Annotated in this window: 20 protein-coding genes; 2 read left to right on the top strand and 18 right to left on the bottom strand. The window is 61.1% G+C overall.

Features of this window, described 5'->3' with window-relative positions:
* Nucleotides 1-41: 41 nt before the first annotated feature.
* The gene (locus tag FXN63_RS07705; RefSeq protein ID WP_148814127.1) at nucleotides 42-1,100 is read left to right on the top strand and encodes an NAD(P)-dependent alcohol dehydrogenase; all 1,059 of its coding nucleotides are present in this window, start codon (nucleotides 42-44) and stop codon (nucleotides 1,098-1,100) included.
* Nucleotides 1,101-1,206: 106 nt separating this feature from the next.
* Here FXN63_RS07705 and FXN63_RS07700 read toward each other — a convergent pair whose 3' ends face one another.
* The 8 genes from FXN63_RS07700 to FXN63_RS07665 all read right to left on the bottom strand — a co-directional run bounded on the left by FXN63_RS07700 (nucleotide 1,207) and on the right by FXN63_RS07665 (nucleotide 10,855).
* A complete protein-coding gene (locus FXN63_RS07700; RefSeq protein WP_148814126.1) occupies nucleotides 1,207-2,847 on the bottom strand; it encodes an N-acyl-D-amino-acid deacylase family protein in 1,641 nt (546 codons plus the stop codon).
* A complete protein-coding gene (locus FXN63_RS07695; RefSeq protein ID WP_148814125.1) occupies nucleotides 2,840-3,757 on the bottom strand; it encodes a MurR/RpiR family transcriptional regulator in 918 nt (305 codons plus the stop codon). Before FXN63_RS07695 ends, FXN63_RS07700 begins: the two co-directional genes overlap by 8 nt.
* A gap of 15 nt (nucleotides 3,758-3,772) precedes the next feature.
* A complete protein-coding gene (locus FXN63_RS07690) occupies nucleotides 3,773-5,056 on the bottom strand; it encodes an alanine racemase (RefSeq protein ID WP_148814124.1) in 1,284 nt (427 codons plus the stop codon).
* Nucleotides 5,053-6,048: an ABC transporter ATP-binding protein gene (locus tag FXN63_RS07685; protein WP_148814123.1), complete on the bottom strand. Its 996-nt coding sequence runs from the start codon at nucleotides 6,046-6,048 to the stop codon at nucleotides 5,053-5,055. The genes FXN63_RS07690 and FXN63_RS07685 overlap by 4 nt, the downstream gene beginning before the upstream one ends.
* A complete protein-coding gene (locus tag FXN63_RS07680; protein WP_246165162.1) occupies nucleotides 6,041-7,075 on the bottom strand; it encodes an ABC transporter ATP-binding protein in 1,035 nt (344 codons plus the stop codon). The genes FXN63_RS07685 and FXN63_RS07680 overlap by 8 nt, the downstream gene beginning before the upstream one ends.
* Nucleotides 7,076-7,214: 139 nt before the next feature.
* Nucleotides 7,215-8,057, bottom strand: coding sequence for an ABC transporter permease (locus FXN63_RS07675; RefSeq protein WP_148814121.1), 843 nt, complete (start codon nucleotides 8,055-8,057; stop codon nucleotides 7,215-7,217).
* 7 nt (nucleotides 8,058-8,064) lie between these two features.
* Nucleotides 8,065-9,006: an ABC transporter permease gene (locus tag FXN63_RS07670; RefSeq protein WP_148814120.1), complete on the bottom strand. Its 942-nt coding sequence runs from the start codon at nucleotides 9,004-9,006 to the stop codon at nucleotides 8,065-8,067.
* Between the two features lie 295 nt (nucleotides 9,007-9,301).
* On the bottom strand, nucleotides 9,302-10,855 hold the full coding sequence (locus tag FXN63_RS07665; protein ID WP_148814119.1) for an ABC transporter substrate-binding protein: 1,554 nt from the start codon (nucleotides 10,853-10,855) through the stop codon (nucleotides 9,302-9,304).
* A gap of 183 nt (nucleotides 10,856-11,038) precedes the next feature.
* Here FXN63_RS07665 and FXN63_RS07660 point away from each other — a divergent pair, with 183 nt between their 5' ends.
* A complete protein-coding gene (locus tag FXN63_RS07660) occupies nucleotides 11,039-11,425 on the top strand; it encodes a RidA family protein (RefSeq protein WP_148814118.1) in 387 nt (128 codons plus the stop codon).
* 1,372 nt (nucleotides 11,426-12,797) lie between these two features.
* Here the strand turns inward: FXN63_RS07660 and FXN63_RS07655 are convergent.
* The 10 genes from FXN63_RS07655 to nuoI form a co-directional block, all read right to left on the bottom strand.
* Nucleotides 12,798-13,079, bottom strand: coding sequence for a helix-turn-helix domain-containing protein (locus FXN63_RS07655; RefSeq protein ID WP_148814117.1), 282 nt, complete (start codon nucleotides 13,077-13,079; stop codon nucleotides 12,798-12,800).
* 2 nt (nucleotides 13,080-13,081) lie between these two features.
* Entirely contained in the window at nucleotides 13,082-15,388 is a 2,307-nt protein-coding gene (locus FXN63_RS07650) for an FdhF/YdeP family oxidoreductase (protein ID WP_148814116.1), read from the bottom strand.
* 29 nt (nucleotides 15,389-15,417) lie between these two features.
* Complete coding sequence (locus FXN63_RS07645) at nucleotides 15,418-15,999, bottom strand: NUDIX domain-containing protein (RefSeq protein ID WP_148814115.1); 582 nt, start codon at nucleotides 15,997-15,999, stop codon at nucleotides 15,418-15,420.
* Nucleotides 16,000-16,166: 167 nt separating this feature from the next.
* Nucleotides 16,167-16,490, bottom strand: a complete 324-nt coding sequence (locus tag FXN63_RS07640) for a DUF2818 family protein (RefSeq protein ID WP_148814114.1) — start codon at nucleotides 16,488-16,490, stop codon at nucleotides 16,167-16,169.
* 55 nt (nucleotides 16,491-16,545) lie between these two features.
* Entirely contained in the window at nucleotides 16,546-18,030 is a 1,485-nt protein-coding gene (gene nuoN, locus FXN63_RS07635; protein WP_148814113.1) for an NADH-quinone oxidoreductase subunit NuoN, read from the bottom strand.
* A gap of 19 nt (nucleotides 18,031-18,049) precedes the next feature.
* Nucleotides 18,050-19,549 carry an NADH-quinone oxidoreductase subunit M gene (locus tag FXN63_RS07630; protein ID WP_425468675.1) on the bottom strand — a complete coding sequence of 500 codons (1,500 nt, stop codon included), beginning with the start codon at nucleotides 19,547-19,549 and terminating at the stop codon, nucleotides 18,050-18,052.
* Complete coding sequence (gene nuoL, locus FXN63_RS07625) at nucleotides 19,549-21,615, bottom strand: NADH-quinone oxidoreductase subunit L (RefSeq protein ID WP_148814111.1); 2,067 nt, start codon at nucleotides 21,613-21,615, stop codon at nucleotides 19,549-19,551. The genes FXN63_RS07630 and nuoL overlap by 1 nt, the downstream gene beginning before the upstream one ends.
* A 31-nt stretch (nucleotides 21,616-21,646) precedes the next feature.
* On the bottom strand, nucleotides 21,647-21,955 hold the full coding sequence (nuoK, locus tag FXN63_RS07620; RefSeq protein WP_148814110.1) for an NADH-quinone oxidoreductase subunit NuoK: 309 nt from the start codon (nucleotides 21,953-21,955) through the stop codon (nucleotides 21,647-21,649).
* Nucleotides 21,952-22,599 (bottom strand): NADH-quinone oxidoreductase subunit J, encoded by a 648-nt coding sequence (locus FXN63_RS07615; protein WP_148814109.1) that lies wholly within the window; start codon nucleotides 22,597-22,599, stop codon nucleotides 21,952-21,954. Before FXN63_RS07615 ends, nuoK begins: the two co-directional genes overlap by 4 nt.
* A gap of 61 nt (nucleotides 22,600-22,660) precedes the next feature.
* Nucleotides 22,661-23,149: an NADH-quinone oxidoreductase subunit NuoI gene (nuoI, locus tag FXN63_RS07610; protein ID WP_148814108.1), complete on the bottom strand. Its 489-nt coding sequence runs from the start codon at nucleotides 23,147-23,149 to the stop codon at nucleotides 22,661-22,663.
* Between the last annotated feature and the right edge of the window lie 26 nt (nucleotides 23,150-23,175).

The raw sequence follows: 23,175 nt of genomic DNA, 5'->3' as shown, positions 1-23,175 counted from the left end.
GTATTGTGCAAATCGTTGAATCAATCTTTATCGGAGTTCCCATGCCCCAGGTTCGTGCTTTTGGCGTTCAAGACGCCACATCCCCTGTCGTTCCCTTCCAAATCGAGCGACGCGAACCCGGTCCCTTCGATGTGCAGATCGAGATTCTCTATAGCGGCATCTGCCACTCTGACATGCACCAGGCACATAACGACTGGGGCAATTCGCTGTACCCGATGGTGCCCGGCCACGAAATCGTCGGCCGTGTGGTCAAGGTAGGCAGCGATGTCAGCAAGTTCAAGCTGGGCGACCTGGCGGGCGTGGGTTGCATGGTCGATTCGTGCCGCAGTTGCTCGGCGTGCAGCGAAGACCTTGAGCAATACTGCGAAAAAGGCGCGATCTTCACCTACAACGGCAAAGAGCGCGACAGCGAAACACTGACCTACGGCGGGTATTCGGAACAGATCGTCGTTGACGAGCACTTCGTCGTGAAGGTTTCCGAAAAGCTCGACCTGAAGGCGGTTGCGCCGCTGCTGTGCGCAGGCATCACCACCTATTCGCCCTTGCGTCATTGGAAAGTGCGCGCAGGCCAGAAAGTTGGCGTAATCGGCCTGGGTGGTCTGGGCCACATGGGCGTGAAATTCGCCAAGGCGATGGGCGCGAAGGTGGTGATGATCACCACCTCGGCCGAAAAAGGCCGTGATGCCAAGCATCTTGGCGCAGATGAAGTGCTGCTTTCGCGCGACGCCGAGGCCATGGCAGCTCATGTCGGCAGCTTCGACTTCCTGCTGAACACCATCCCGGTCAGCCACGACGTGAACCCCTACATGGCCTTGCTCAAGCGCGATGCAGCCATGGTGATGGTTGGCGTGCTGACGCCGCTGGACCCACCGGTGCAAGGCGTCAATTTGATCTTCGGTCGCAAGATGCTGTCCGGCTCGGCCATCGGTGGCATGGCAGAAACGCAAGATATGCTGGACTTCTGCGCCGAGCACAACATCGTGTCGGACATCGAGATGATCGATGTCGCACACGTCAACGAAGCCTGGGCGCGCGTGGCGAAGAATGATGTGAAGTACCGCTTTGTCATCGACATGGCGTCGTTGAAGCAAGCGGCGTAAAAACGCGCTTTGCAGCAAACAAAGACGGTCGCCTCGGCGACCGTTTTGCATTGTGCGCACAGGCTTTCAAGCGAACCCGTGCGTCACCACCTCATCTGCCGCTTGCTCAGGCAGTTGCAGCGTTGACCCGACGCAGCAAGCGCCCTGCCCGTACCGGCTCACCCAGCAACGGACCACCCTCGCCCACATACGACACCGCGCCGTTGACAAATACGGCCGTGATGCCTGTGGACAACTGGATCGGGTCTTCGAAGGTTGCGTTGTCCTTGATCGTCAGTGGATCGAACACCGTGATGTCCGCAAAGAACCCAGGCTGCAACAACCCACGCTCGGCAATGCGGAAACGCTTGGCCGACAAGCCGGTCATTTTGTGGATCGCAGCTTCCAGTGTGAACATGCCGCGGTCACGCGCGTAGTGACCCAGCACGCGCGGGAAGGTGCCCCACAGGCGCGGGTGTGGGCGGCTGTCGTGCGGCAGGCCGTCGGAGCCGATCATGGTCAGCGGATGCTGGATCACACGGTCCACATCGTCGTCGTGCATCTGGAAGTAGCAGGCACCGCCCGGTTGCAGGCGACGGCAGACTTCCTGTTGCGTGACACCCCACTCCAGGGCGATATCCGACAGCAAGCGGCCAGCGGTATCCGGGTGCGGGGTGGACCAGGTGACCAGTACATCGATCACGCCGTCGACCAGGTCTTCACGCAATACCGTCGAACCCGCCACATACGGGTAGACGTCCATGCCGATTTCCTGGCGCTTGGCCAGCTCTTCGATCAGCGGCAACGTGGTCAGCGTGCGGCCCCAGTTGGCGGGGCCGGCGCATTTGTGGTGCGAGATCACCAGCGGCACGCCACCTTCGAATGCGGTGTCGCCTGCTTCGTGAATGGCCTCGATGATGGCGGCCATTTCGCTGCGCAGGTGCGAGGTGTACACGCCGCGATGGCGGCCCACCACGCGGGCCAAGGCCAGCACTTCGTCGCTGGTGGCCGCAAATGCGGGTTCGTAGAACAGGCCCGATGACATGCCCAACGCGCCTTCCGACAAGGCGGCATCCAGCGTGGCTTCCATCTGCGCAATTTCAGCGTCGGTGGCGGTGCGTTCCAGCGTGTTCATTGCACCGAAGCGCAAGGTGGTATGGCCGATCAGCACGCCTACGTTCACACCCGGCACGACTTCTGCCAAATGGTCGGCGTAGGCCTGCATGGTGCCAAAAATATAGGAGTCTTTACCCAGCAGGTTCAGCGGAGGCGGTGCTTCAGCCACCACATACGGTGACAACGAGATGCCGCAGTTGCCGACGATCACGCTGGTCACGCCCTGGGACAGCTTGGGCAGCATTTCAGGGCGATTCAAGACCACCGTGTCGTCGTGCGTGTGCACGTCGATGAAACCGGGTGCCACGACCCGCCCACGGCAGTCGATCTCGGTGACGACAGTGCCTGCGGGCAAGGCAGCGCGCGCTGCTGCCACTGCTGCGCCCACGGCCACGATGCGCTCGCCGGCCAACAACAGGTCACCGGCGTATCCGGGGGAACCTGACCCGTCCACCAGGGTGCCGCCGGTCAACAGGTAAACGGCAGATGCCGAGCTGGCTTTGGTCAGGCCGGCATCGACAGTGCCGATGCGGTTCGCGCGTGTACCCGCAGCAACAGCGTTTGCCGCACCAGCCGTCGCAACACCCGCCCCACCATGTTCTTTCACATCAGCCCCGGTTACCCCGTTGCCGTTCACATCTTGTTCAGTCATGCAGCTTGCGCGCAGGCGCGCCCTTGTTCGATACGTCCCAGGTCAATTCCGGTTCGTGCCACAAATCAATGCCGTGACTACGCAGCACTTCACGCACATTGCGCAGGCGGTTGACCGCGTCTGCACCTCGGCGCTGTGCCACCAGCACGTTCAAAATTTCAATCACGGTCAGATGAGCCAGATAGGCATCCGTGCCCACGTGCATCACCGGGTCTTCTGGTACGTCCACACTCAGCACCAGGTCGGCGCGCGCGGCCAACGGGGAATCGGGCCGCGTCAGTGCGATCACAGTGGCTCCCTCCGCACGCGCCACCTTCACCGACTCCAGCAACAGCGGCATGCTGCCCACGTGCGACACGGCGATTGCCACACCAGTCGGGCCAAGCGATGCGGCCGAGGCCAACTGCAAGTGGTAGTCGGTATAGGCGTTGGAGATCAGCCCCAGGCGGCACAGCCGCGCTTGCAAGTCGCTGGCGACAAAGCCCGAGGTTGCACCGACCGCATAGCAGTCGATGCGGCTTGCATTCACGATTGCATCGGTCGCCGCGTTCAACACCGCTGGATCAAGTTGCCCATGCACGCTCGACACGGCTGACGCCGCGCTTTTCACCACCTTGCTGAGCACATCTTCCACACTGTCTTCGACCTGCACCCGGCGATGCAGCGGCGAGCCGCCCAGCGCCAGGTCATGTGCCAGGGCCAGTTTGAAATCACGCAGTCCGGCAAAGCCCAGATCACGACAAGTACGGATGATGGTCGGCACCGAGCCGCCAGCGCGTTCGGCCAACTGCTCGAAGCTTTCATCGAGCACGCGCTGCGGGTCGTCGAGAATCAACTCGAGTACACCGCGCCGTGTGCGCGATGCCGTCTCTTTCAAGGCGGCGACGCGGGTCAGCAGGGACTCAGTCATGGCGATGCACTCAGGTCAGAAGCAGGTCACGATGGCGTCGGTCACGTTGTAGGACGTGTCCACCACCGGCATCCAGCGCCACTTGTCGAAGGTGGTGCACGGGTGCGAAATACCAAGCGCGATCAGGTCGCCCACGCGCGGGCCGGCTACGTCGGCCGGCCAGCGCAGGTAAGCGTGCTGGTCGTTCAGCGCAGTGATTTCCCAGCCTGCAGGTGCTGCAACGGGGCCGCTGGTGCTGCGATCGAAGTGCTTTTCCGGCGTCGGCAAGGCGATGTCGAAAGAGATGTCGCGACGACCGACCGCCAGAATTGCCAGACCCGTTTCCGGGCACGACTGCACTGCCGCCCAGACTTCCAGCGCAGGCTGCAAGCCACCGGCCGTGCAACCGATGCGATGGTTCACGACATTGACCAGGCGCTTGTAGAAACCGTGGTCGTGGGTGATGTAGCAACCCGAACGCAGAATGCCGCGCACCGGACGCGACAGGTTCGGGGTCAGCTGCGTGGCAACCAAGTCGAAGATGGCCGAGCCACCTGCCGACATCAGCACTTCGTCATCAGCAAACCAGCCATTGGCATCGCACAGCTTGGCGATGGCGCTTACGCGCACCATCAGCGCGTCGCAAAATGCCTTGTCTTTTTCTGTGTCACCGGTGGCACCGCCACCTTCGTAGCACTCGATGCCACACAGACGCACCGCAGGGCTTGCGTGCAGGGCAGCGGCCAGCGCTTCGGCTTGCGCATCGTCACGCGTGCCGGTGCGGCCGCCCACAATGCCGACTTCCAGCAGCACGTCGAACGGCGCCACGCCGCTTTGTTTAGCGAACCAGGATTCAATCTCGGCCAATTGCGCCAGCGAGTCCACCAGGAACGCAACGCGCAGACCTTCGAATTCCTGGCGCAGTGCGTTCAGGCTGCCCAGGTCGGCGGCCGTGAATACCTGGTTGGCGATCAGTGCCTGGCGCACGCCGCTTTCGGCACCGACACGCAGTTGGAAGATGGTGGCGAAGGTCATGCCCCATGCGCCCTCTTCCAGCTGACGGCGGAACAGTTGCGGCGACATGGTGGTCTTGCCGTGCGGGGCCAGTTCAATGCCACGTTCACGCACGAAGTTCTGCATCCAGCCCAGGTTGTGGGTCAGCAGATCGGCATGCAGCACCGCCAGGGGCAAGGCCAGATCGCCACGCAGCACATTCCAGCCGGCTGCGCCGACTTCCGAGCGGCGACGCGGTGCCTGGGTGCTCGGGAAGCCCTTGTACGAGGCGTCGAGGACGGGATCGAGTGAAGCGAAAAGGCTCATGACTGTTCCGGATGCAAAGTATGGAGATGACAGGCGCTGCGATGTCCCAGCCCACGATCGACCAGCACCGGAACTTGTTCGGCGCAGATCGGCATGACGTGGGGACAACGCGTGCGGAACACACAGCCCGACGGCGGATCGATGGGGCTGGGAATGTCGCCGCGCAATACGATCGGGGTGGACGGGCGCTCGGGATCGGCCTCGGGCGAAGCCGCCAGCAAGGCCTGCGTGTACGGGTGCTGGGGGTTGGCAAACAGCGTTTCCGTGTCCGCAACTTCCATTACCCGCCCGAGGTACAGCACGATAACCCGGTCGCACAGGAATTCAACGACGTCCAGGTCGTGCGAGATGAACAACATGGTGAGCGACAGGCGTTCGCGCAGGTCGCACAGCAGGTTCACCACCTGCGCCTGTACCGAGACATCCAGCGCCGACAGCGGTTCGTCGGCCACGATGAATTCGGGTTCGACCGACAAGGCACGCGCCACGCCGATACGCTGGCGCTGTCCGCCCGAGAATTCGTGCGGATAGCGGTCAGCGTGTTCGGGGGCCAGGCCCACCATGCTGAGCAGTTCCGACACGCGCGTCTTGCGCTCCGAAGCGCCCTTGACCAGCTTGTGCGTGTTCAAGCCTTCGGCCAGCACGCTGCCGATGCGCATGCGCGGGTTCAGGCTGGCATAGGGGTCCTGGAAGATCATCTGCATCTTGCGACGCAGCGGCAGCAGTTCACCGCTGCGCAAGTGCGCAATCTCTTTGCCCTTGAACTTCACGCTGCCATCGGTCGGTTCCAGCAGGCGCAGCACGGCACGGCCGACCGTGCTTTTGCCGGAACCCGATTCACCCACCAGGCCAAGCGTTTCGCCTTGGCGAATGGTGAAGGACACACCGTCAACGGCGCGCACCGGGCGGCCGCTGGCGTGCGGGAAGTGCTTTTTCAGATCGACGACTTCCAACATCACGTCGGCGGTGTTCTCACGCAGTGCTTCATTCATGGCCGGCTCCGGCGAGTTCGGGGACGACCGGCGTGCCGGATCGATAACAACGGGTCTGGCGCTGCTCGCCTTCATCCAGCAAGGCCGGCATCTTTTCACGGCACTGCGCAATGGCGATGTCGCAACGCGGCTCGAAGGCACAGCCCGGCGGCGGCGCAAACGGGCTGGATACCTGGCCACGAATGGCGTACAGACGCTTGAACTTGTTCTGACGGGTTCCGGGCTTGATTTCACCTGACTCAGCGGCTGCGCCATGCGCCGGACGCGCACGTGCCGGCAGACAGTTCAACAGACCTTGCGTGTACGGGTGGCGCGGTTCGGCAAACAGCCGACGCACCGGCGCGGCTTCAACGATGCGACCCGCATACATCACCGCCACTTCGTCGGCGTGGTGCGCGACCACGCCCAGGTTGTGGGTGATGAACAGCATGCTCATGCCCAGCTCGTCTTGCAGCTTGCGCATCAGCACCAGAATCTGCGCCTGGATGGTCACGTCCAGTGCAGTGGTCGGCTCGTCGGCGATCAGCAACTGCGGTTCACAGGCCATGGCCAACGCAATCATCACGCGTTGACGCATGCCGCCCGACAACTGGTGCGGATATTCGTGAATGCGACGATCAGCAGCCGGAATTTCAACCAGATCGAGCATGCGACGCGCGTGTGCCAGCGCCGCCTTGCGATCCTTGCCTTGATGCAGGCGCACCGATTCGGCGATCTGCTCGCCCACGGTGAACACCGGGTTCAGGCTGGTCATCGGCTCCTGGAAGATCATCGCGACTTCGTTGCCGCGCAGCACTCGACGCGTCTTGTTCGGGATGTTCAGCAAGTCCACGGTTTCGCCATTGCGACGCGTGAACATGGCCTGGCCCGACACCACCGGTTTGGACGTGGCCGGCAGCAGGCCCATCAGTGTCAGACTGGTGACTGACTTGCCTGAACCGGACTCGCCCACCAGGGCGGTGGTACAGCCTGCGCGGATCTGGAAACTGACTTCGTTGACCGATACGACCGGGCCGTTGTCGGTCATGAACTGGGTGCGCAGATTGCGCACGTCCAGGCGTACCGGTGCCTGGCTGCGAGCCAAGGCAATCGCCTCGCGGCTGGGTGCCTGAGTCGTCGCCCCGCTGCTGATATCAGCGCGTGTGGATTCAATCATGGCGGCGCTCCTACTGCGATTTCTTCAGGCGGGGATCGAGCAGGTCACGTACCCCGTCGCCCAGCAACTGCAAGGACAAAGCCGTCACGATGATGGCCAGACCCGGGAACAGCACCACACCAATGGCACGGTGCGCGTACTGCTGACTGCCTGCGACCATCGTGCCCCAGGTGGGGATCTCGGGCGGCACACCCACGCCCAGGTACGACAGGCCCGCTTCGGCCAAAATCGCGTAGGCGAAGATGAACGACACCTGTACCAGCACCGGCGACACCAGGTTCGGCAGAATATGGCGCAGCAAAATGCCGGTGTTCGACACACCCAGCGAACGGGCGGCTTCCACGAACAACTGCTCACGCAGGACCAGCGTGGACGCCCGCACCACACGCGCCACGCGCGGGATGTAGACCAGCACCAGCGCCAGCACCAGATTGCTGAAGGACGGGCCAAGAATCGCGACCAGCGCGATGCCCAGCAGAATGTCCGGGAAGGCCATCATGGCGTCGACCACACGCATCACCGCGCCGTCCAGGCGACGGAAGAAACCGGCGATCAGGCCCAGGAAGGTGCCGAACACCACTGCGCCCAAGGCCGTCATGCCGCCGATCGCCAGCGAATAACGTGCGCCGTACAGAATGCGCGCCCACAAGTCGCGGCCCAGTTCGTCACTGCCCAGCAGGTACCCATCGACACCCGGCGCGCGCAGGCGCTTCAGCACCGACATGTCATTCGGGCCAAACGCGGTCACGAAGTCGGCACCGATTGCCAGGCCAACAATGGCCAACAGCACCACTGCTGCCACCAGCACGATGCGGCGGCGGAACAGCTTGCGCAAAATCATTGGAAAGACCATGGCGACCTCAATACTTCACACGCGGGTCGACCACTGCATACAGCAGGTCGATCGCAAAGTTGATCAGCACGTAGATCGCGGCGATCACCAGCAGCGTGCCCTGGATCACCGGATAGTCACGACGCAGCACCGCAGACACCACCAGGTTGCCGACACCCGGCAAACCGAACACGGTCTCGGTCACCACGGCACCGCCGATCATCAACGCGGTCGTCAGACCGATGACGGTGACGATCGGGATCAGCGCATTGCGCAGCGCGTGTTTCATGGTGACGTTGAATTCAGTCAGGCCCTTGGCACGTGCGGTACGCACGTAGTCTTCGCCCAGCACGTCTAGCATCGACGCACGGGTGAAACGAATGATCAGCGCCGAGTTCAGCAGGCCCAGCACGGTGGCGGGCAGAATCAAATGCTGCAAGCGTTCGGACAGCGGTGCCCCTGGGTCGCCGTAGCCGGACACCGGGAACCAGCCCAATGACACGGCGAAAATCTGCATCAACACCAGCCCCAGCCAGAAGCTTGGAATGCTGGCTCCCAGCATGGCGATGACTGTGAAGAACTGGTCAGTCAGCCGCCCACGGAAGGCAGCTGACACGATGCCACAGGGCACCCCGATGGCCGTTGCAATCGCCACGGCGAACAAGGCCAGCAACACGGTGGGTTCAGCACGTTCCCACAGGGCCTGGGTCACGGGGCGCTGCAGGAAGATGGAGTCACCCAGGTTGCCCTGCAGCACTTCACGGGCCCAGTAGAAGAACTGGACCGGCAAAGGGCGATCCAGGCCGTAGGCGATACGCGCCTTGGCAATGTCGGCGGCGGTGGCCTGGTCGCCCAACAGCACGGCCACTGGATCACCAGAAGCAGCGCGCGTCAGCACGAACACCAGCACCGCCACGATGACCAGGACCATGACGAGTCCGGTCAAGCGAGATGTGAGATAACGAATCATATTTTTCCTGCCACAGATTTCCTGCCACAGCGACTGGAGCCAAAGGTGCGACACAAGCTCGACACTGGCTCAAAAAATGTCGAGCGTCGACCTGGCATCCGACACACTATTTGCGCGGGCAAATCGCGAGCCGAATCGGACGTGCAAAGGGGCGTGCAACGTGGCCTGCGACCAGACCTGGGCATGATCGGTTCATGCCAGGTCTGCCGCAGACGACGCCCTGTCGGTATGGGGGTATGAGACCGGTGCCTGGGTGTCACACACTCATGTACCGGTCAGGTCGTGGCTTGCTGACTTACTTGATGCTGGCGTTCCAGAAGAAGGGCCAGGTTGCGGGCACGTATCCCTGAAGCGCCGGCGAGCGTGCCGACAAGCTGTTGAAGCGACCGGCATTGATGTACGGCACTTCCTCGTACACCACCTTCTGCACCGCACCCCACAACTGACCGCGCTTGGCCGGATCGGATTCCTGGTTGAACGCGGCGAGCGCAGCATTCTTGGTGTCTGTTTCCCAGCCGCCCGGTGCGCCCTTACCCAATTGCGGCGGCGACAGCATCGGTTCCGGGAACTGACCCGAGTGGGTGATGTACATGTCCCAACGCGACCCATCACCACGACGTTGCACCAGCGTTGCCCAGTCGACCACGTTCAGCTCGGGCGAGAAACCAGCGCGCTTCAGGTGTTCGGCGATCATCAGCGCCATGTTGTAGTGGAACTCGTACTGACGGCTGGTCAGGATGCGAATCGGGAAACCCTTGTAGCCACCCGCGGCAGCCAGCTTCTTGGCACGCGCCACATCGCCCTGGTTGTAGTCGCCCTTGCCTTCTTCCGAATAGAACGGGGTGCCCTTCGGGAAGTGATTCGGTTCAGCCGAATAGAACTTCGGGTCGCCGAAACCGGCGGCCAGCACTTCTTCTTCCTTCAGCGCAACTTGAATGGCCTGACGCACTTCCTTCTTGGCCAGCGGACCTTGCGTGGTGTTCAACACAAAGTACGGGAAACCGAAGGACGGCGTGATGATCGGCACCGCCTTGCCACCCGACTGATCCAGGCGGGTAGACGCTTCGACCGGCAGCAGGTCGGCGAAATGGAACTGGCCAGCCAGTGCACCTTCAACACGCGTGTTGGCGTTGGGCACGGGGATGAAACGCAGCTCTTCGATCAGGGCCTGACGCTTGCCGCCGTAACCCGATGCGGCTTCGCTGCGGGCCGCGTACTTGTCGAATTTCGACAGCAGCACGTATTGGTCAGGACGACGTTCCTTGAATGCATACGGGCCGGTGCCAACGAAGCTGGTCAGCGGCGTGGCAATCGCTTCCTTGGCCATGATGGCCGCCATGCCCGAGGGCATGGCCAGGTGGGCCAGCAGCGGCGCATAGGCGTTCTTCAGTTTGATCTCGACAGTCAGGCCATCCTTGGCCGTCATGGATGCCAATTCCTGCGCTACGGCCTTGCCGCGTGCGCTGGTTTCAAACCAGCGTTGCAGGCTGGCGGTCACGTCTTCCGCCGTCAGCGCGCGGCCGTTGTGCAGGTTGATGCCCGAGCGCAGCTTGATGGTGTAGGTCTTGCCACCGTCGGCGATGACCGGCATGGCCTCGGCCAGCATCGGCACCACATTCCAGTTCGCGTCGAAGGTGAACAGCGGTTCGTAGACGTGCTGCATGATGGTCGCGACCAGATCGGTGCTGGACACCATCGGATCAAGCGATTGAGGCTCGCCGATCATGGCGAGGTTGGCGGCGTTTTTGGTCTGTGCGTGCAGGGCGGGCGATACGCCCAGCCCCAGGGCCAGCGTTGCCAGCAGCGTGGCACCGATGGCACCACGGCGGGAACAGGAAATCAGGGACATGGTGTCTCCTCGTATTATTGATTTGAAGTTAAATTTCAACTTCGATCAATCTACAAGGAGTAATTCTGCTGAAATATTAGTAGTAACCCTATATTGATATCAAATTTCTGAATTTAAAATTCGCAATCGCGATACTTTCGCATTTCCGGCGCTGTGTGGCGCCACCATTTCAGGAGCACCAACATGCCTATCGAATTCCTCGGCAATCCCCCTGTCGCCTCTGACAAGCAGACTCGTCCGCTGTCGCCTGCCGTGCGCGCGGGTGACACGGTGTATGTGTCGGGTCAGGTGCCGGTCGATGCGAAGGGTGAGATCGTTCAAGGTGGCGTGGAGACGCAGACGCGGCAGGTGTTTGAAAACCTGAAGGCGGCGTTGGCCTTGGCGGGCTGCACGTTGGAAGATGTGGTGAAGACGACGGTCTGGTTGGATGATGCGCGTGATTTCGGCGCGTTCAACCGGATCTATCTGGAACACTTCCCGGGCAACAAGCCGGCGCGCTCGTGTACTGAGGCTCGGATGATGATCGACGTGAAGGTCGAAATCGAGGCTATTGCTTACTCGCCTAAGTAAGGGGTTGCGCTGGGACGGTGGGTCATCTTTTACCAGTCGCGGGTGACTCGTTGCGGTGGGTCATCTTTTAGCCAGTCGCGGGTGACTCGTTGCGGTGGGTCATCTTTTAGCCAGTCGCGGGTGACTCGTTGCGGTGGGTCATCTTTTAGCCAGTCGCGGGTACCGAGGGCGCGTCGCCTGCCCCGCTGGACCTACGCGTCGGGACTCCCGCCCTCCACGTCGTCCAGAAGGGCATCCGCCCCGCCCCCGGCACCCACGCCTTCAAAACGGCTTTGGTTAAAAGCTGATCCCGCCGTTGGGCGTGTTCGATTTTCTGGCTGCTCGGATGCTGTACGCGGCTCCCCCGTATTGGCGTCCGCAATCCTTGATTGCCAACTGGCTGGAGTCGGGGATTTGGCTGACCAGGTCGCCACGAAGCGAGTCAGCGGCTCGCGAGTCCGGCCGTTCTTAAGCGGCCTTTTACGCTTCGGCAAGTGGCGAGATCGTCGCTCGTCTGGTTCGGTGGGGTGACATGGAAGCGGGTGGCCGCACACCAGGTAATGCGACGAAAAGGCGGGGCGTCGACGGACGGCGTTCAAGGCGAAGCGCTAAACGCTAGACTTGTTGTCAGTTCAAATCCAGCGTCGGGCGCAAGACGCAACTGCACCTGCACCTGCACCTGCGCATGTTGGACGCAGCAGGGTTAGCTGCGAAATGTCCATCAAGCGCACACTGGGCGACTAGCACCAATATCACCTACAAATTCGGGGTTTGGGCAGTTAACTGGTCTATGCAAACCCATGAAGCTCGGGGTCCCAAATCAGCCGCCAGCGCCGCGCTCGCCGCTGCCTTTCTCCGCATGCCGTGATCGTGCGGCCACCCGCTTCGGTGTCACCCCACCATCAAGCAGACGCGCCGTTCTCCTTGAGTGGAGTTTCCGCAAAAGGCCGCTGAAGAACCCATCAAATCGTGAGCCGGCGGAATCGCTTCGTGGCGACCTGGTCTGCCAATTCCCCGAGGCCAGCAGCGCGATATTCAAGAATGGCGGCCAACGAATGCCGAGAACCGTTCGCAGCACCAAGCAGCCAGAAAAATGCGAGACGTCCAAAGGCGGGATCTGCTTTTAGCCAAGCCGGTTTGAAGGCGCGGGTGGTGGGGCCGTGGCGGCTGCCCTTCTGGGCAAGGTGGAGGGCGGAGACCCGACGCCGATGGCCGGCGGGGCAGACGACGCGGCCCCACCACCCGCGGCTGGCTAAAGAAAGACACACCCGCCAGCTCAAGAACGCCCTCGAACAATCAAAAGCCGAAAACGAAAACGGCTATCGAATCATCGACAGCCGTCCAAGCAACACTAAAGACGGGATCAAGAACCACGTCCAGTCACAGCGAAGGATCAGCTCCCCGCCGACCCCCACCACTCCTCACACATCTTCTCCCCCACCGGCGTCAATCGAGCCTGCCGCGACGTTGACTGGTCGCCAGTCACCGCCACCCACCCCTCCTCCTGCAACGAAGTCAGATAACGCATCAGCGTACTCATCCGCATATCGATGCGCTTGCTCAACGCAGCAAAAGACAAGCTCGGCCGCGCAGCAAGGCCACCTTGATAAAGGGCGGCAAGAATGCAGGCCATGTCTTCCTGGGGACCGGTCAGGTCAGGCTGGGTGTCGTTCATGCTCAAGCGGGAGAAACAATCCGTGAAGAAGTGACCAAAACAGGGATCGACTTCGAAGTTGGGGTACGCGCCTTGTCGGCAAAACTGTCCAGCGGCACCAAGGCGTTGGTTTCAGGATAGTAGCTTGCCACGCTGCCCCGCGGAATTGCATAGGCAACCAGCAGGAAATCCTCGGCCCGACGCTCGATGCCATCGTGCCACACACTCTGGAAATCCACGCGCTGCCCGGCCGTCAGGCCCAGCATCGCAATATCGTCCGGGTTCATGAATGCCACGCGGCGCTCACCGTACACACCCCGATACCGATCGTCGTGCCCATAGATCGTAGTGTTGTACTGATCGTGCGAGCGGAAAGTCATCAGCGTAAAGACCTTGTCGCCATGCGTGCGACGCGCCTGATGAATGGGTAGATCCGTCGGGATCTCGTGCGTCATGAAATTGGCACGCTTGGACGGCGTGTTCCACTCACGCTCAGTCGCAGCGTTGCGCAACCGGAAACCACCGGGCTGCGCCACGCGCGCATTGAAATCGTAAAACGCGTCGTAGACCGACTCGATGGCATCACGAATCCGCGCGTAGTCTTCAAGGTACCAGCGCCAGCGCACGACTGACTGCGGCAACGTGGCCTCGGCCATGCGCACCACGATTTCGGTTTCCGACAACAGGTTCGGACTGGCCGGCTTGTTGATGCCGTAGGACAGGTGGACCATGCTCATGGAATCTTCCACTGTCACGCCCTGCGGCACGCCTTGCTGCAAGTCGATTTCAGTACGGCCCAGGCAAGGCAGGATCAATGCATCGCGCCCATGCACCAGGTGGCTGCGGTTGAGCTTGGTGGTGATGTGCACGGTCAGATCGCACTGACGCAGCGCATCGAAGGTGCGCGGCGTGTCGGGGGTGGCCATCGCAAAATTGCCGCCCATGCCAATGAACACCTTGGTGCGCCCGGCCAGCATGGCTTGCACGCTGGCCACCACGTCGTTGCCATGCTCGCGCGGCACCTTGAAGCCGAAGACCTGTTCCAGTCGATCCAGGAATGCGGGTTTCGGTCTTTCGTCGATGCCAACCGTGCGGTCGCCCTGCACATTGCTATGACCGCGCACCGGGCAGGCACCCGCGCCTTGCTTGCCGATATTGCCGCGCAGCATCAGCAGGTTGACGATCATCTGCACCGTCGCCACCGAGTGCTTGTGCTGGGTGATGCCCATGCCCCAGGTAGCGATCACGCGTTCGCCCTTGGCGTAGATGCGCGCAGCGGATTCGATCTCGACTCGCGCCACGCCCGACTCTTCCACGATGCGGTTCCAGTCTTCGGCCCGCACGTTGGCGGCGAAGCTGTCGAAACCGTGGCTGTGGGTGGCGATGAAGTCCACGTCCAGCACACGTGCCCTGCCCTCTGCCTGCGCAAGGTCGTCCAGTTCGATCACATGCTTGATCATGCCCTTGATCAGGGCCAGGTCGCCCCCTACTTTGGGCGTGATGAAGACGCTGGACAGCTTGGTGCTGGTACCCGTCAACATCTCGACCGCGCTCTGCGGGTCGGCGAAACGTTCCAGGCCACGCTCGCGCAGCGGGTTGACCGATACCAGCATCGCGCCGCGCTTGGCGCATTCGCGCAGCTCGCCGAGCATGCGCGGGTGGTTGGTGCCGGGGTTCTGGCCGAACAGGAAAATGGTGTCTGCGTGCTCGAAGTCCTGCAGCGTAACGGTGCCCTTGCCGACACCGATCTGCTCGGGCAGACCGACCGAAGTCGGTTCGTGGCACATGTTCGAGCAGTCGGGGAAGTTGTTGGTGCCGAACTCACGCACGAACAACTGGAACAGGAAGGCGGCTTCGTTGCTGGTGCGGCCAGAGGTGTAGAAGTCGGCGCGGTTCGGGTCGTCCAGCGCGCGAAGATGGCGGCCGATCAAGGCAAAGGCGGCGTCCCATTCAATGGGCACGTATTTGTCGCTGGCCGCGTCGAACACCATCGGGTCGGTCAGCCGCCCGTGGTCTTCCAGGGTGAAGTCGTCTTGTTCCAGCAGGCTGGTGACGGTGTGCTCGGCAAATAAGGCGGAGGTTGCCCGCTTGGACGTGGCTTCAGCCGCCACCGCCTTGACGCCGTTTTCACAGAACTCGAAGGTGGACGCGTGCTCACGATCGGGCCACGCACAGCCGGGGCAGTCGAAACCGTCGGGCTGATTGGCCGACAAGAGCGTGCGTGCACCCTTGGCCGGAATACGCTGTCCGAGCAGTTGAATGGCCACGCTTTTCAGCGCGCCCCAACCGCCAGCAGCTTTTGAAGGCGCGGCGATTTTCGAGTCGGACATGTACTTCTCCGGGCCGTCCGCGTACCAGGTCAGCGAGCAGCCAAATGCTGTTGAACGAAGAACGCACCGATGATGGTCTTCACGTCGGTCACGTCACCAGACGCGATCCAGGCCATCAGTTGCGCCAACGGTACCGTAAAGAGTTCGACGAATTCGTGTTCGTCGAGTTCCTGGTCACCCACGACCAGGTCTTCCGCCAGATACAGCACGATGCGCTCGTCGCTGTAGCCAATGGCATTGTGAATGGTCGTGAGCTCGGTCCACTTTCCTGCGCGGTAACCAGTTTCTTCCAGCAACTCGCGTTCGGCGGTCTGCCGTGGCGACTCGCCAGGATCGATCTTGCCGGCAGGAAACTCGATGAAGGCGCGGTGCAAAGGGTAACGATACTGCCGTTCCAGCAATACCTGTCCATCTGCCAGAAGGGGTACGACCATCGCAGCACCGGGGTGCACGACGTATTCCCGCGTGACCTCGGCCCCGCCAGGCAATCGGACCTTGTCACGCCGGACATCAAGCAATCGTCCTTTGAAGACGGATTCACTGGACAAGGTTGCCTCGTTAAGGCGTTCGCTGCTTTCGGACAAGGCGTGCAGGGCGGGATCAATGCTCATGCCGGGGCACCTGAAGGAAACAAAAAGGGGATTCTGTCGTGCGGGACGCCGTCCGACAAGCTTGAGTCCAGTCGGACGAGGCCTGTAGAACGGGTTTTTGACTGGGTCTTATGAACGGGCGTGCGCTGCGTGGGTGAAACCGAAGGCTGACCGGCACACCATGCGTACTAAGCGCGCGCAGCGCCACGACGCAGATAACGATACACAAAGCCTGGGTAGGCAAACACCAGAAACAGACTGGCAGTGATCGCGTAGAACTGCCATCCCTGTGGGAAAGGATTGCCAAGGCTGGCCTCGAAGGCAAAACCAAGCGCACCGACCAGCAGGTACAAAACTGTCAATTCCAGCATGCGCAGCCAGAACGGCTTGACGCTGATCACCCCCGCGCGACGCCAGGGCAACAGTCCGAACAGACGTTCAGACAGAAACGGAAGATTCGCGGTGACGAGCGCCAGCGCGATCAGAAGATATAAAGCGAGGCTTTGTTTCAATGTCTTGGCCGTAGTGATACGGCGGCGGGCGCGGTAAACCGCGCCCGCAGGCCGATCAGAAGTTGAACGACGAGGCGATTGCCTGCGTGCACAGCGAAATCAGCGGACCCGTCACGATGGCCAGACCCAGGATCAGGGCACCGTTGAGCGTCAACGCCGAACGGAAACCAGCCGATGCTTCGATGGCCGGTGCATCAGCAGCCGGTTCGTCGAAGTACACGGTCTTGACCACGCGCAAGTAGTAGAACGCGCCGATCAGCGAGAAGCCCACGGCGAGCACCGCCAGCACCACGTGACCCGCACCGACCAGTGCCTGCAGCACAGCCAGCTTGGCGAAGAAACCAACGGTCGGCGGAATGCCGGCCAGCGAGAACATCAGCAACAGCACGACGCCTGCGTACAGCGGGCTGCGGCGGCTGAGGCCCTTCAGGTCGCTGATCTTGTCGCATTCGAAACCGGCACGCGACAGCAGCAGCACGATACCGAAGCTACCCAGCGTGGTCAGCACGTAGGTGATCACGTAGAACATCGCGCCACCATAAGCAGCGCTGGCTGCCTGGGTGTTGCCGTCGTTTACGCCCGACATCAGGCCCAGCAGGACGAAGCCCATGTGCGAGATGGTCGAGTAGGCCAGCATGCGCTTCAGGCTGGTCTGCATGATGGCAGTCAGGTTGCCGATGGCCAGCGACGCGACAGCAAGAATCGCCAGCATCGGTTGCCAGTCGGCAGCCAGGCCCAGCAGGCCGTCAGCCAGGATGCGCAAGGTCATGGCGAACGTGGCCAGCTTGGGTGCAGCACCCAGCATCAGCGTAACCGGGGTCGGTGCGCCTTCGTAGACGTCCGGCACCCACATGTGGAACGGAACCACACCCAGCTTGAAGGCCAGGCCCGACACCAGGAACACCAGACCAAAGGTCATGATGTAGTTGCTGTTGGCACCGCCCTGCACTGCCGTGGCGATCTCATCCAGGGCCAGCGAACCGGTTGCTCCGTAGACCATCGACATGCCGTACAGCAGGAAGCCCGACGCCAGCGCGCCCAGCACGAAGTACTTCATGGCGGCTTCGGTCGAGATCGTGTGCTCGCGGCGCAGTGCAACCATCGCATACAGCGACAGCGACATCAGTTCCAGGCCCAGGTAGATCGACAGCAGATTGGCTGCCGAGATCATGACCATCTGGCCAAGCAGACAGAAGAGCGCGAGTACGTAGAACTCACCACCGCGCAGCATCTGACGCGACTCGGCGTAGGCACGGCCGTAGATCAGCGTGACCGCAACCGCTGCGTAAGAGCACAGCTTCAGCACGTGCGCCATGTTGTCAGCGACGTACAGACCGCTGAAGGTCGTGCTTTGCACACCCGAAGACAGCTGGAATGCGCTGATGACCGCGACGACCACCAGAGAACCCAGTGACAGCCAGTGCGTGAGCACCCGCCGCGGATCGTCGACAAAAGCGTCGATCAGCAGGATCGCCGACGCCAGGATCGCAAGCACGATCTCCGGTGCGGCAAGGGCGAAATTCAGATCCGAATAATCCATTGCGTTGAGCGTCCCGCGCTTACAGTTTGGAGATGGCGACGTGCTTCAGCAGCGCATCGACCGAGACGTGCATGACATCGGTGAACGGCTTCGGATACACGCCCATGAACAGCACGGCCAGCGCCATGATGCCCAGGATCGCGAACTCACGACCGTTGACGTCTTTGAGCACACGTACGTGCTCGTGCACGATTTCACCGTAGACCACGCGCTTGACCATCCACAGCGAATACGACGCGCCGAGAATCAGGGCGGTGGCAGCAAGCAAGCCGATCCAGAAGTTGTATTCCACCGCGCCCAGAATGACCAGGAACTCGCCGATGAAGCCGCTGGTAGCAGGCAGGCCGGCATTGGCCATCGAGAACAGCACGAAGAAGGTGGCGAAACGCGGCATGGTGTTCACCACACCACCGTAATCGGCGATCTTGCGCGAGTGCACACGGTCATACAGCACACCGATACACAGGAACATCGCGCCCGACACGAAGCCGTGCGAGACCATCTGCACGATTGCGCCTTCGACACCAACCTGGTTGAACATGAAGAAGCCGAGCGTCACGAAGCCCATGTGGGCAACCGACGAGTAAGCCACCAGTTTCTTCATGTCTTCCTGAACCAGTGCCACCAGGCCGATGTAGACCACGGCGATCAGCGACAAGGCGATCATGAAGCCAGCCAGGCTGTGCGCGGCGTCAGGGGCGATCGGCAGCGAGAAGCGCAGGAAGCCATAGGCACCCAGCTTCAGCATGATTGCCGCCAGCACCACGGAACCACCGGTAGGTGCTTCCACGTGAGCGTCAGGCAACCAGGTGTGCACCGGCCACATCGGCACCTTCACGGCAAATGCCATCAGGAACGCGACGAAGATCAGGGTCTGCGCCGTCTGCGACAGCTTGACCTGATGCCAGTCGGCGATGCTGAACGAACCGCCCGACACGTGCCACAGGTAGATGAACGCAATCAGGGTCAGCAGCGAACCCAGCAGCGTGTACAGGAAGAACTTGAACGCAGCGTACACACGGTTCGGACCGCCCCACACACCGATGATGATGTACATCGGGATCAGGGTGGCTTCGAAGAACACGTAGAACAGCATGCCATCAGCAGCAGCGAACACGCCGATCATCAGACCCGACAGGATCAGGAATGCGGCCATGTACTGATGGACGCGATCGGTGATCACTTCCCAGGCTGCCGCCACCACGATGATCGTGATGAAGGCAGTCAGCAGCACGAACCACAACGAAATGCCGTCCACACCCAGGTGGTAGAAGATCTTGAAGCTCGGAACCCAGGCGTGATATTCGACGAACTGCAGCTTGGCGCTGGTGGCATCGAAGCCGGTAAACAGCGGAATCGTGATCAGGAAACTGACGATAGAACCGATCAACGCGATCCAGCGCATGGTGGACGCGTTGCGCTCGTTGCCGATCGCCAGCAGCAAAGCACCGAAGGCGATCGGGACAAAGATTGCAAGCGTCAGCAAGGAGGAAGAAGAATTTGCCATGTCGCTTGCCATCACTTGTTCAACAACACGAAGATCGTTACGAAAGCCATCATCCCGATAATCATCGCGAAGGCGTAGTGGTAGATGTAGCCGGACTGCAGGTGACGCGACACTGCCGCGAACCAGCCGACCAACTTGGCACTGCCATTGACCAACAGACCGTCGATCAGGAAGCGGTCACCCGCCTTCCAGAAGCCGGTGCCCAACCAGCGTGCGCCACCGGCGAACACGGCCTGGTTGAAGCGATCCATGTAGTACTTCTCTTCCAGCAGACGGTAGATGAAACCGCAGTTCGCCTTGATCGCAGTCGGGATGGCCGGGTTCACCAGATAGAAGTACCAGGCAACCACCACACCAGCGACAGCCAGCCAGAACGGCAGGGTCTGGAATGCATGCAGACCGTAGGCCAACCAGCCGTGGAAGTGCGTCGCAAGCTCGGCCATGGCCGGATGCGTGGGCGACACGAAGATCACGCCCTTGAAGAAGTCACCGAACAGCATCGGACCGATTGCGATGGCACCGATGATGACCGACGGAATGGCCAGCAGGATCAACGGCAAGGTGATGACAGCAGGCGACTCGTGCGGCTTGCCGCCGTGGTGGCCGTGATCGTCATGACCGTGGTCGTCGTGGCCGTGGCTGTCGTGTGCATGATCGTCATGACCATGCGCATCGTGACCGTGACCATGATCGCTGGTGTCGAAACGCTCTTTCCCGTGGAACACCAGGAAGAACATGCGGAACGAGTAGAAGGCGGTGACGAACACACCGATCAGCACAGCGTAGTACGCAAAGGAAGCACCCGGGACGTTGGCCAGCTTGGCCGCCTCGATGATGTTTTCCTTCGAGTAGAAGCCTGCGAAGAACGGCGTGCCGATCAGGGCCAGCGAACCCAGCAGCGAGGTGATCCAGGTGATAGGCATGTACTTGCGCAGGCCACCCATGAAGCGGATGTCTTGCTGGTGGTGCATACCAACGATGACCGAGCCTGCAGCCAGGAACAGCAGCGCCTTGAAGAACGCGTGGGTCATCAGGTGGAAGATGGCCACCGAGTAAGCCGACGCGCCCAGCGCAACCGTCATGTAGCCCAGCTGCGACAGCGTCGAGTAAGCCACCACACGCTTGATGTCGTTCTGGATGATGCCCAGGAAGCCCATGAACAGCGCCGTGATGGCACCGATCACCATGATGAACGACAGTGCCGTGGTCGACAGTTCGAACAGCGGCGAGAAACGCGCCACCATGAAGATACCTGCGGTCACCATGGTTGCTGCGTGGATCAGCGCCGAAATCGGGGTCGGGCCTTCCATCGAGTCAGGCAGCCAGACGTGCAGCGGGAACTGTGCCGACTTGCCCATCGCACCGATGAACAGGCAGATACAAGCCACCGTCAGCATTTGCCAGTCGGTACCCGGGAACACTTTGGTCGCCAGCACGGTCGATTGGCTGAACACTTCCGTGTAATTCAGCGAACCGGTGTAGGCGAACAGCAGGCCGATACCCAGCACGAAGCCGAAGTCACCCACACGATTGACCAGGAAGGCCTTCATGTTGGCGAAGATGGCGGTCGGACGGGTGTACCAGAAACCGATCAGCAGGTAGGACACCAGGCCCACGGCTTCCCAGCCGAAGAACAACTGGAGCATGTTGTTCGACATGACCAGCATCAGCATGGAGAAGGTGAACAGCGAGATATAAGCGAAGAATCGCTGATAGCCCGGATCGTCCTTCATGTAGCCGATTGTGTAGATGTGCACCATCAAGGAGACGGAGGTCACGACGACCATCATCATGGCCGTCAAGCTGTCGACCAGGAAACCGATCTCAAGCTTGATGTTGCCAACCATGCTCCAGGTATAGAGCGTCTCGTTGAAGACAGGTGCGCCATTGAGCACTTTTGTCAGGATGACAACAGAGCCAATAGCAGAGATCAACACACCGGCAATCGTGACGGTGTGTGCGCCGGATCGGCTGATCCAGCGGCCCATGAAGCCCGTGCCGAACAATCCGGCGAGGGCCGCCCCGATCAAGGGGGCAAAGGCGATGATGATTAGATAGAGCTTCGGAAGGCTCGACATGTTCTTGATTTCTCGTTGCAGCGACCGAGCCTCAGCCCTTCAGGCGGTCGAGTTCGTCCACGTTGATGGTGTTCAAGTTACGGAACAACACGACCAGGATGGCCAGACCGATTGCCGACTCGGCAGCCGCGACGGTCAGGATGAAAAACACGAAAACCTGTCCGCTCAAATCGCCCAACCAGCTTGAAAAAGCGACGAAATTCATATTCACGGCAAGCAACATCAGTTCAATCGCCATCAACAACACGATGATGTTTTTGCGGTTGAGGAAGATGCCAACGATGCTGATCGCGAAAAGGATCGCGCCCAACACCAGGAAGTGGCCCAGGGTCAGAGTCATGCTTTGCCTCCGGTGGAATCGGTGGGTGCGGCATCGGCAGCCGGGCTCGCGGTAACGCGCGGCGCCGGTGCAACGTCGACCAGGCGGACACGCTCGTCACGACGCGCACGGATCTGCTTGCTCGGATCGTTGCGCTTCAGGTCAACACGGTGACGCAGGGTCAGTGCGATGGCGGCGATCATGCCGACCAGCAACAGCACAGCGGCGATCTCGACGGCGTAGACGTACTGGGTGTACATCGCAATGCCGATCTCGCGGGTGTTGTTGAAGTCGTCCGGCACCACGGCGGGACCGACATCGGTCTGCCAGTAGGCACGAGCCAGCACGAAGGACATTTCGGCGACCATGACCGCACCGACCGTGAGGCCAAGCGGCAGATACGAGCGGAAGCCTTCGCGGATCTTGTCGGTGTTGATATCCAGCATCATCACCACGAACAAGAACAGCACCATCACCGCGCCGACATACACCAGCACCAGCAGGATGCCCAGGAATTCGGCTTTCAGCAGAACCCAGATCATGGCGGCGGTGAAGAAGGCCAGCACCAGGTGCATGGCCGCCGTCACCGGGCTGCGTGCGGTAATGACCCGCAGAGACGCCACGACCAGGATCGCGGCGAAGACGTAGAAGAGAATGGCAGTCATGGTGTGGCTTTCAGACAGAAACCGCGCCCGCAGGCGACCAGAGAATCGGAATACAGGTTGCTCACCGGTAGCGGGCGTCCTGGGCGCGGTTCTGGGCAATCTCGGGCTCGTACTTGTCACCGATCGCCAACAGCATGGGCTTGGTGAAGTACAGGTCGCCACGCTTTTCGCCGTGGTATTCGTGAATGTGCGTCTCGACGATCGAATCGACCGGGCAGCTTTCTTCACAGAAGCCACAGAAGATGCACTTGGTCAGATCGATGTCGTAGCGGTTGGTACGGCGGCTGCCGTCTTCACGCACTTCGGATTCGATCGTGATGGCCATGGCCGGGCACACTGCTTCGCACAATTTGCATGCGATGCAGCGCTCTTCACCGTTGGAGTAACGGCGCAAGGCGTGCAGTCCACGGAAGCGCGGCGACATCGGCGTCTTCTCTTCCGGGTACTGAATTGTGATCTTGCGCGCAAAAAAGTACTTGCCCGTGAGCTTCATGCCCTTGAGCAGCTCGGTCAGCATGAGGCTGCCGAAGAATTCTCTGATTGCTTGCATTATCTGTCCTGCCTGATCTTTGCGTT

This window comes from Pigmentiphaga aceris, assembly GCF_008119665.1.
Lineage (GTDB): Bacteria > Pseudomonadota > Gammaproteobacteria > Burkholderiales > Burkholderiaceae_B > Pigmentiphaga > Pigmentiphaga aceris.
Note: the sequence above shows the minus strand (reverse complement) of the source record. Positions and strands in the feature narration are given on the sequence as shown.

Bases quoted from the DNA above. Each gene is read 5' to 3' on its own strand.
- FXN63_RS07700 (WP_148814126.1), bottom strand. From the start codon at position 2,847: ATGACTGAACAAGATGTGAACGGCAACGGGGTAACCGGGGCTGATGTG.
- FXN63_RS07615 (WP_148814109.1), bottom strand. From the start codon at position 22,599: ATGACTGCCATTCTCTTCTACGTCTTCGCCGCGATCCTGGTCGTGGCG.
- FXN63_RS07670 (WP_148814120.1), bottom strand. From the start codon at position 9,006: ATGATTCGTTATCTCACATCTCGCTTGACCGGACTCGTCATGGTCCTG.
- nuoI (WP_148814108.1), bottom strand. From the start codon at position 23,149: ATGCAAGCAATCAGAGAATTCTTCGGCAGCCTCATGCTGACCGAGCTG.
- FXN63_RS07675 (WP_148814121.1), bottom strand. From the start codon at position 8,057: ATGGTCTTTCCAATGATTTTGCGCAAGCTGTTCCGCCGCCGCATCGTG.
- nuoK (WP_148814110.1), bottom strand. From the start codon at position 21,955: ATGACTCTGACCCTGGGCCACTTCCTGGTGTTGGGCGCGATCCTTTTC.
- nuoN (WP_148814113.1), bottom strand. From the start codon at position 18,030: ATGGATTATTCGGATCTGAATTTCGCCCTTGCCGCACCGGAGATCGTG.
- FXN63_RS07655 (WP_148814117.1), bottom strand. From the start codon at position 13,079: ATGAACGACACCCAGCCTGACCTGACCGGTCCCCAGGAAGACATGGCC.
- FXN63_RS07705 (WP_148814127.1), top strand. From the start codon at position 42: ATGCCCCAGGTTCGTGCTTTTGGCGTTCAAGACGCCACATCCCCTGTC.
- FXN63_RS07680 (WP_246165162.1), bottom strand. From the start codon at position 7,075: ATGACCGACAACGGCCCGGTCGTATCGGTCAACGAAGTCAGTTTCCAG.
- FXN63_RS07685 (WP_148814123.1), bottom strand. From the start codon at position 6,048: ATGAATGAAGCACTGCGTGAGAACACCGCCGACGTGATGTTGGAAGTC.
- FXN63_RS07650 (WP_148814116.1), bottom strand. From the start codon at position 15,388: ATGTCCGACTCGAAAATCGCCGCGCCTTCAAAAGCTGCTGGCGGTTGG.
- FXN63_RS07645 (WP_148814115.1), bottom strand. From the start codon at position 15,999: ATGAGCATTGATCCCGCCCTGCACGCCTTGTCCGAAAGCAGCGAACGC.
- FXN63_RS07690 (WP_148814124.1), bottom strand. From the start codon at position 5,056: ATGAGCCTTTTCGCTTCACTCGATCCCGTCCTCGACGCCTCGTACAAG.
- FXN63_RS07665 (WP_148814119.1), bottom strand. From the start codon at position 10,855: ATGTCCCTGATTTCCTGTTCCCGCCGTGGTGCCATCGGTGCCACGCTG.
- FXN63_RS07630 (WP_425468675.1), bottom strand. From the start codon at position 19,549: ATGGCAAGCGACATGGCAAATTCTTCTTCCTCCTTGCTGACGCTTGCA.
- nuoL (WP_148814111.1), bottom strand. From the start codon at position 21,615: ATGTCGAGCCTTCCGAAGCTCTATCTAATCATCATCGCCTTTGCCCCC.
- FXN63_RS07695 (WP_148814125.1), bottom strand. From the start codon at position 3,757: ATGACTGAGTCCCTGCTGACCCGCGTCGCCGCCTTGAAAGAGACGGCA.
- FXN63_RS07660 (WP_148814118.1), top strand. From the start codon at position 11,039: ATGCCTATCGAATTCCTCGGCAATCCCCCTGTCGCCTCTGACAAGCAG.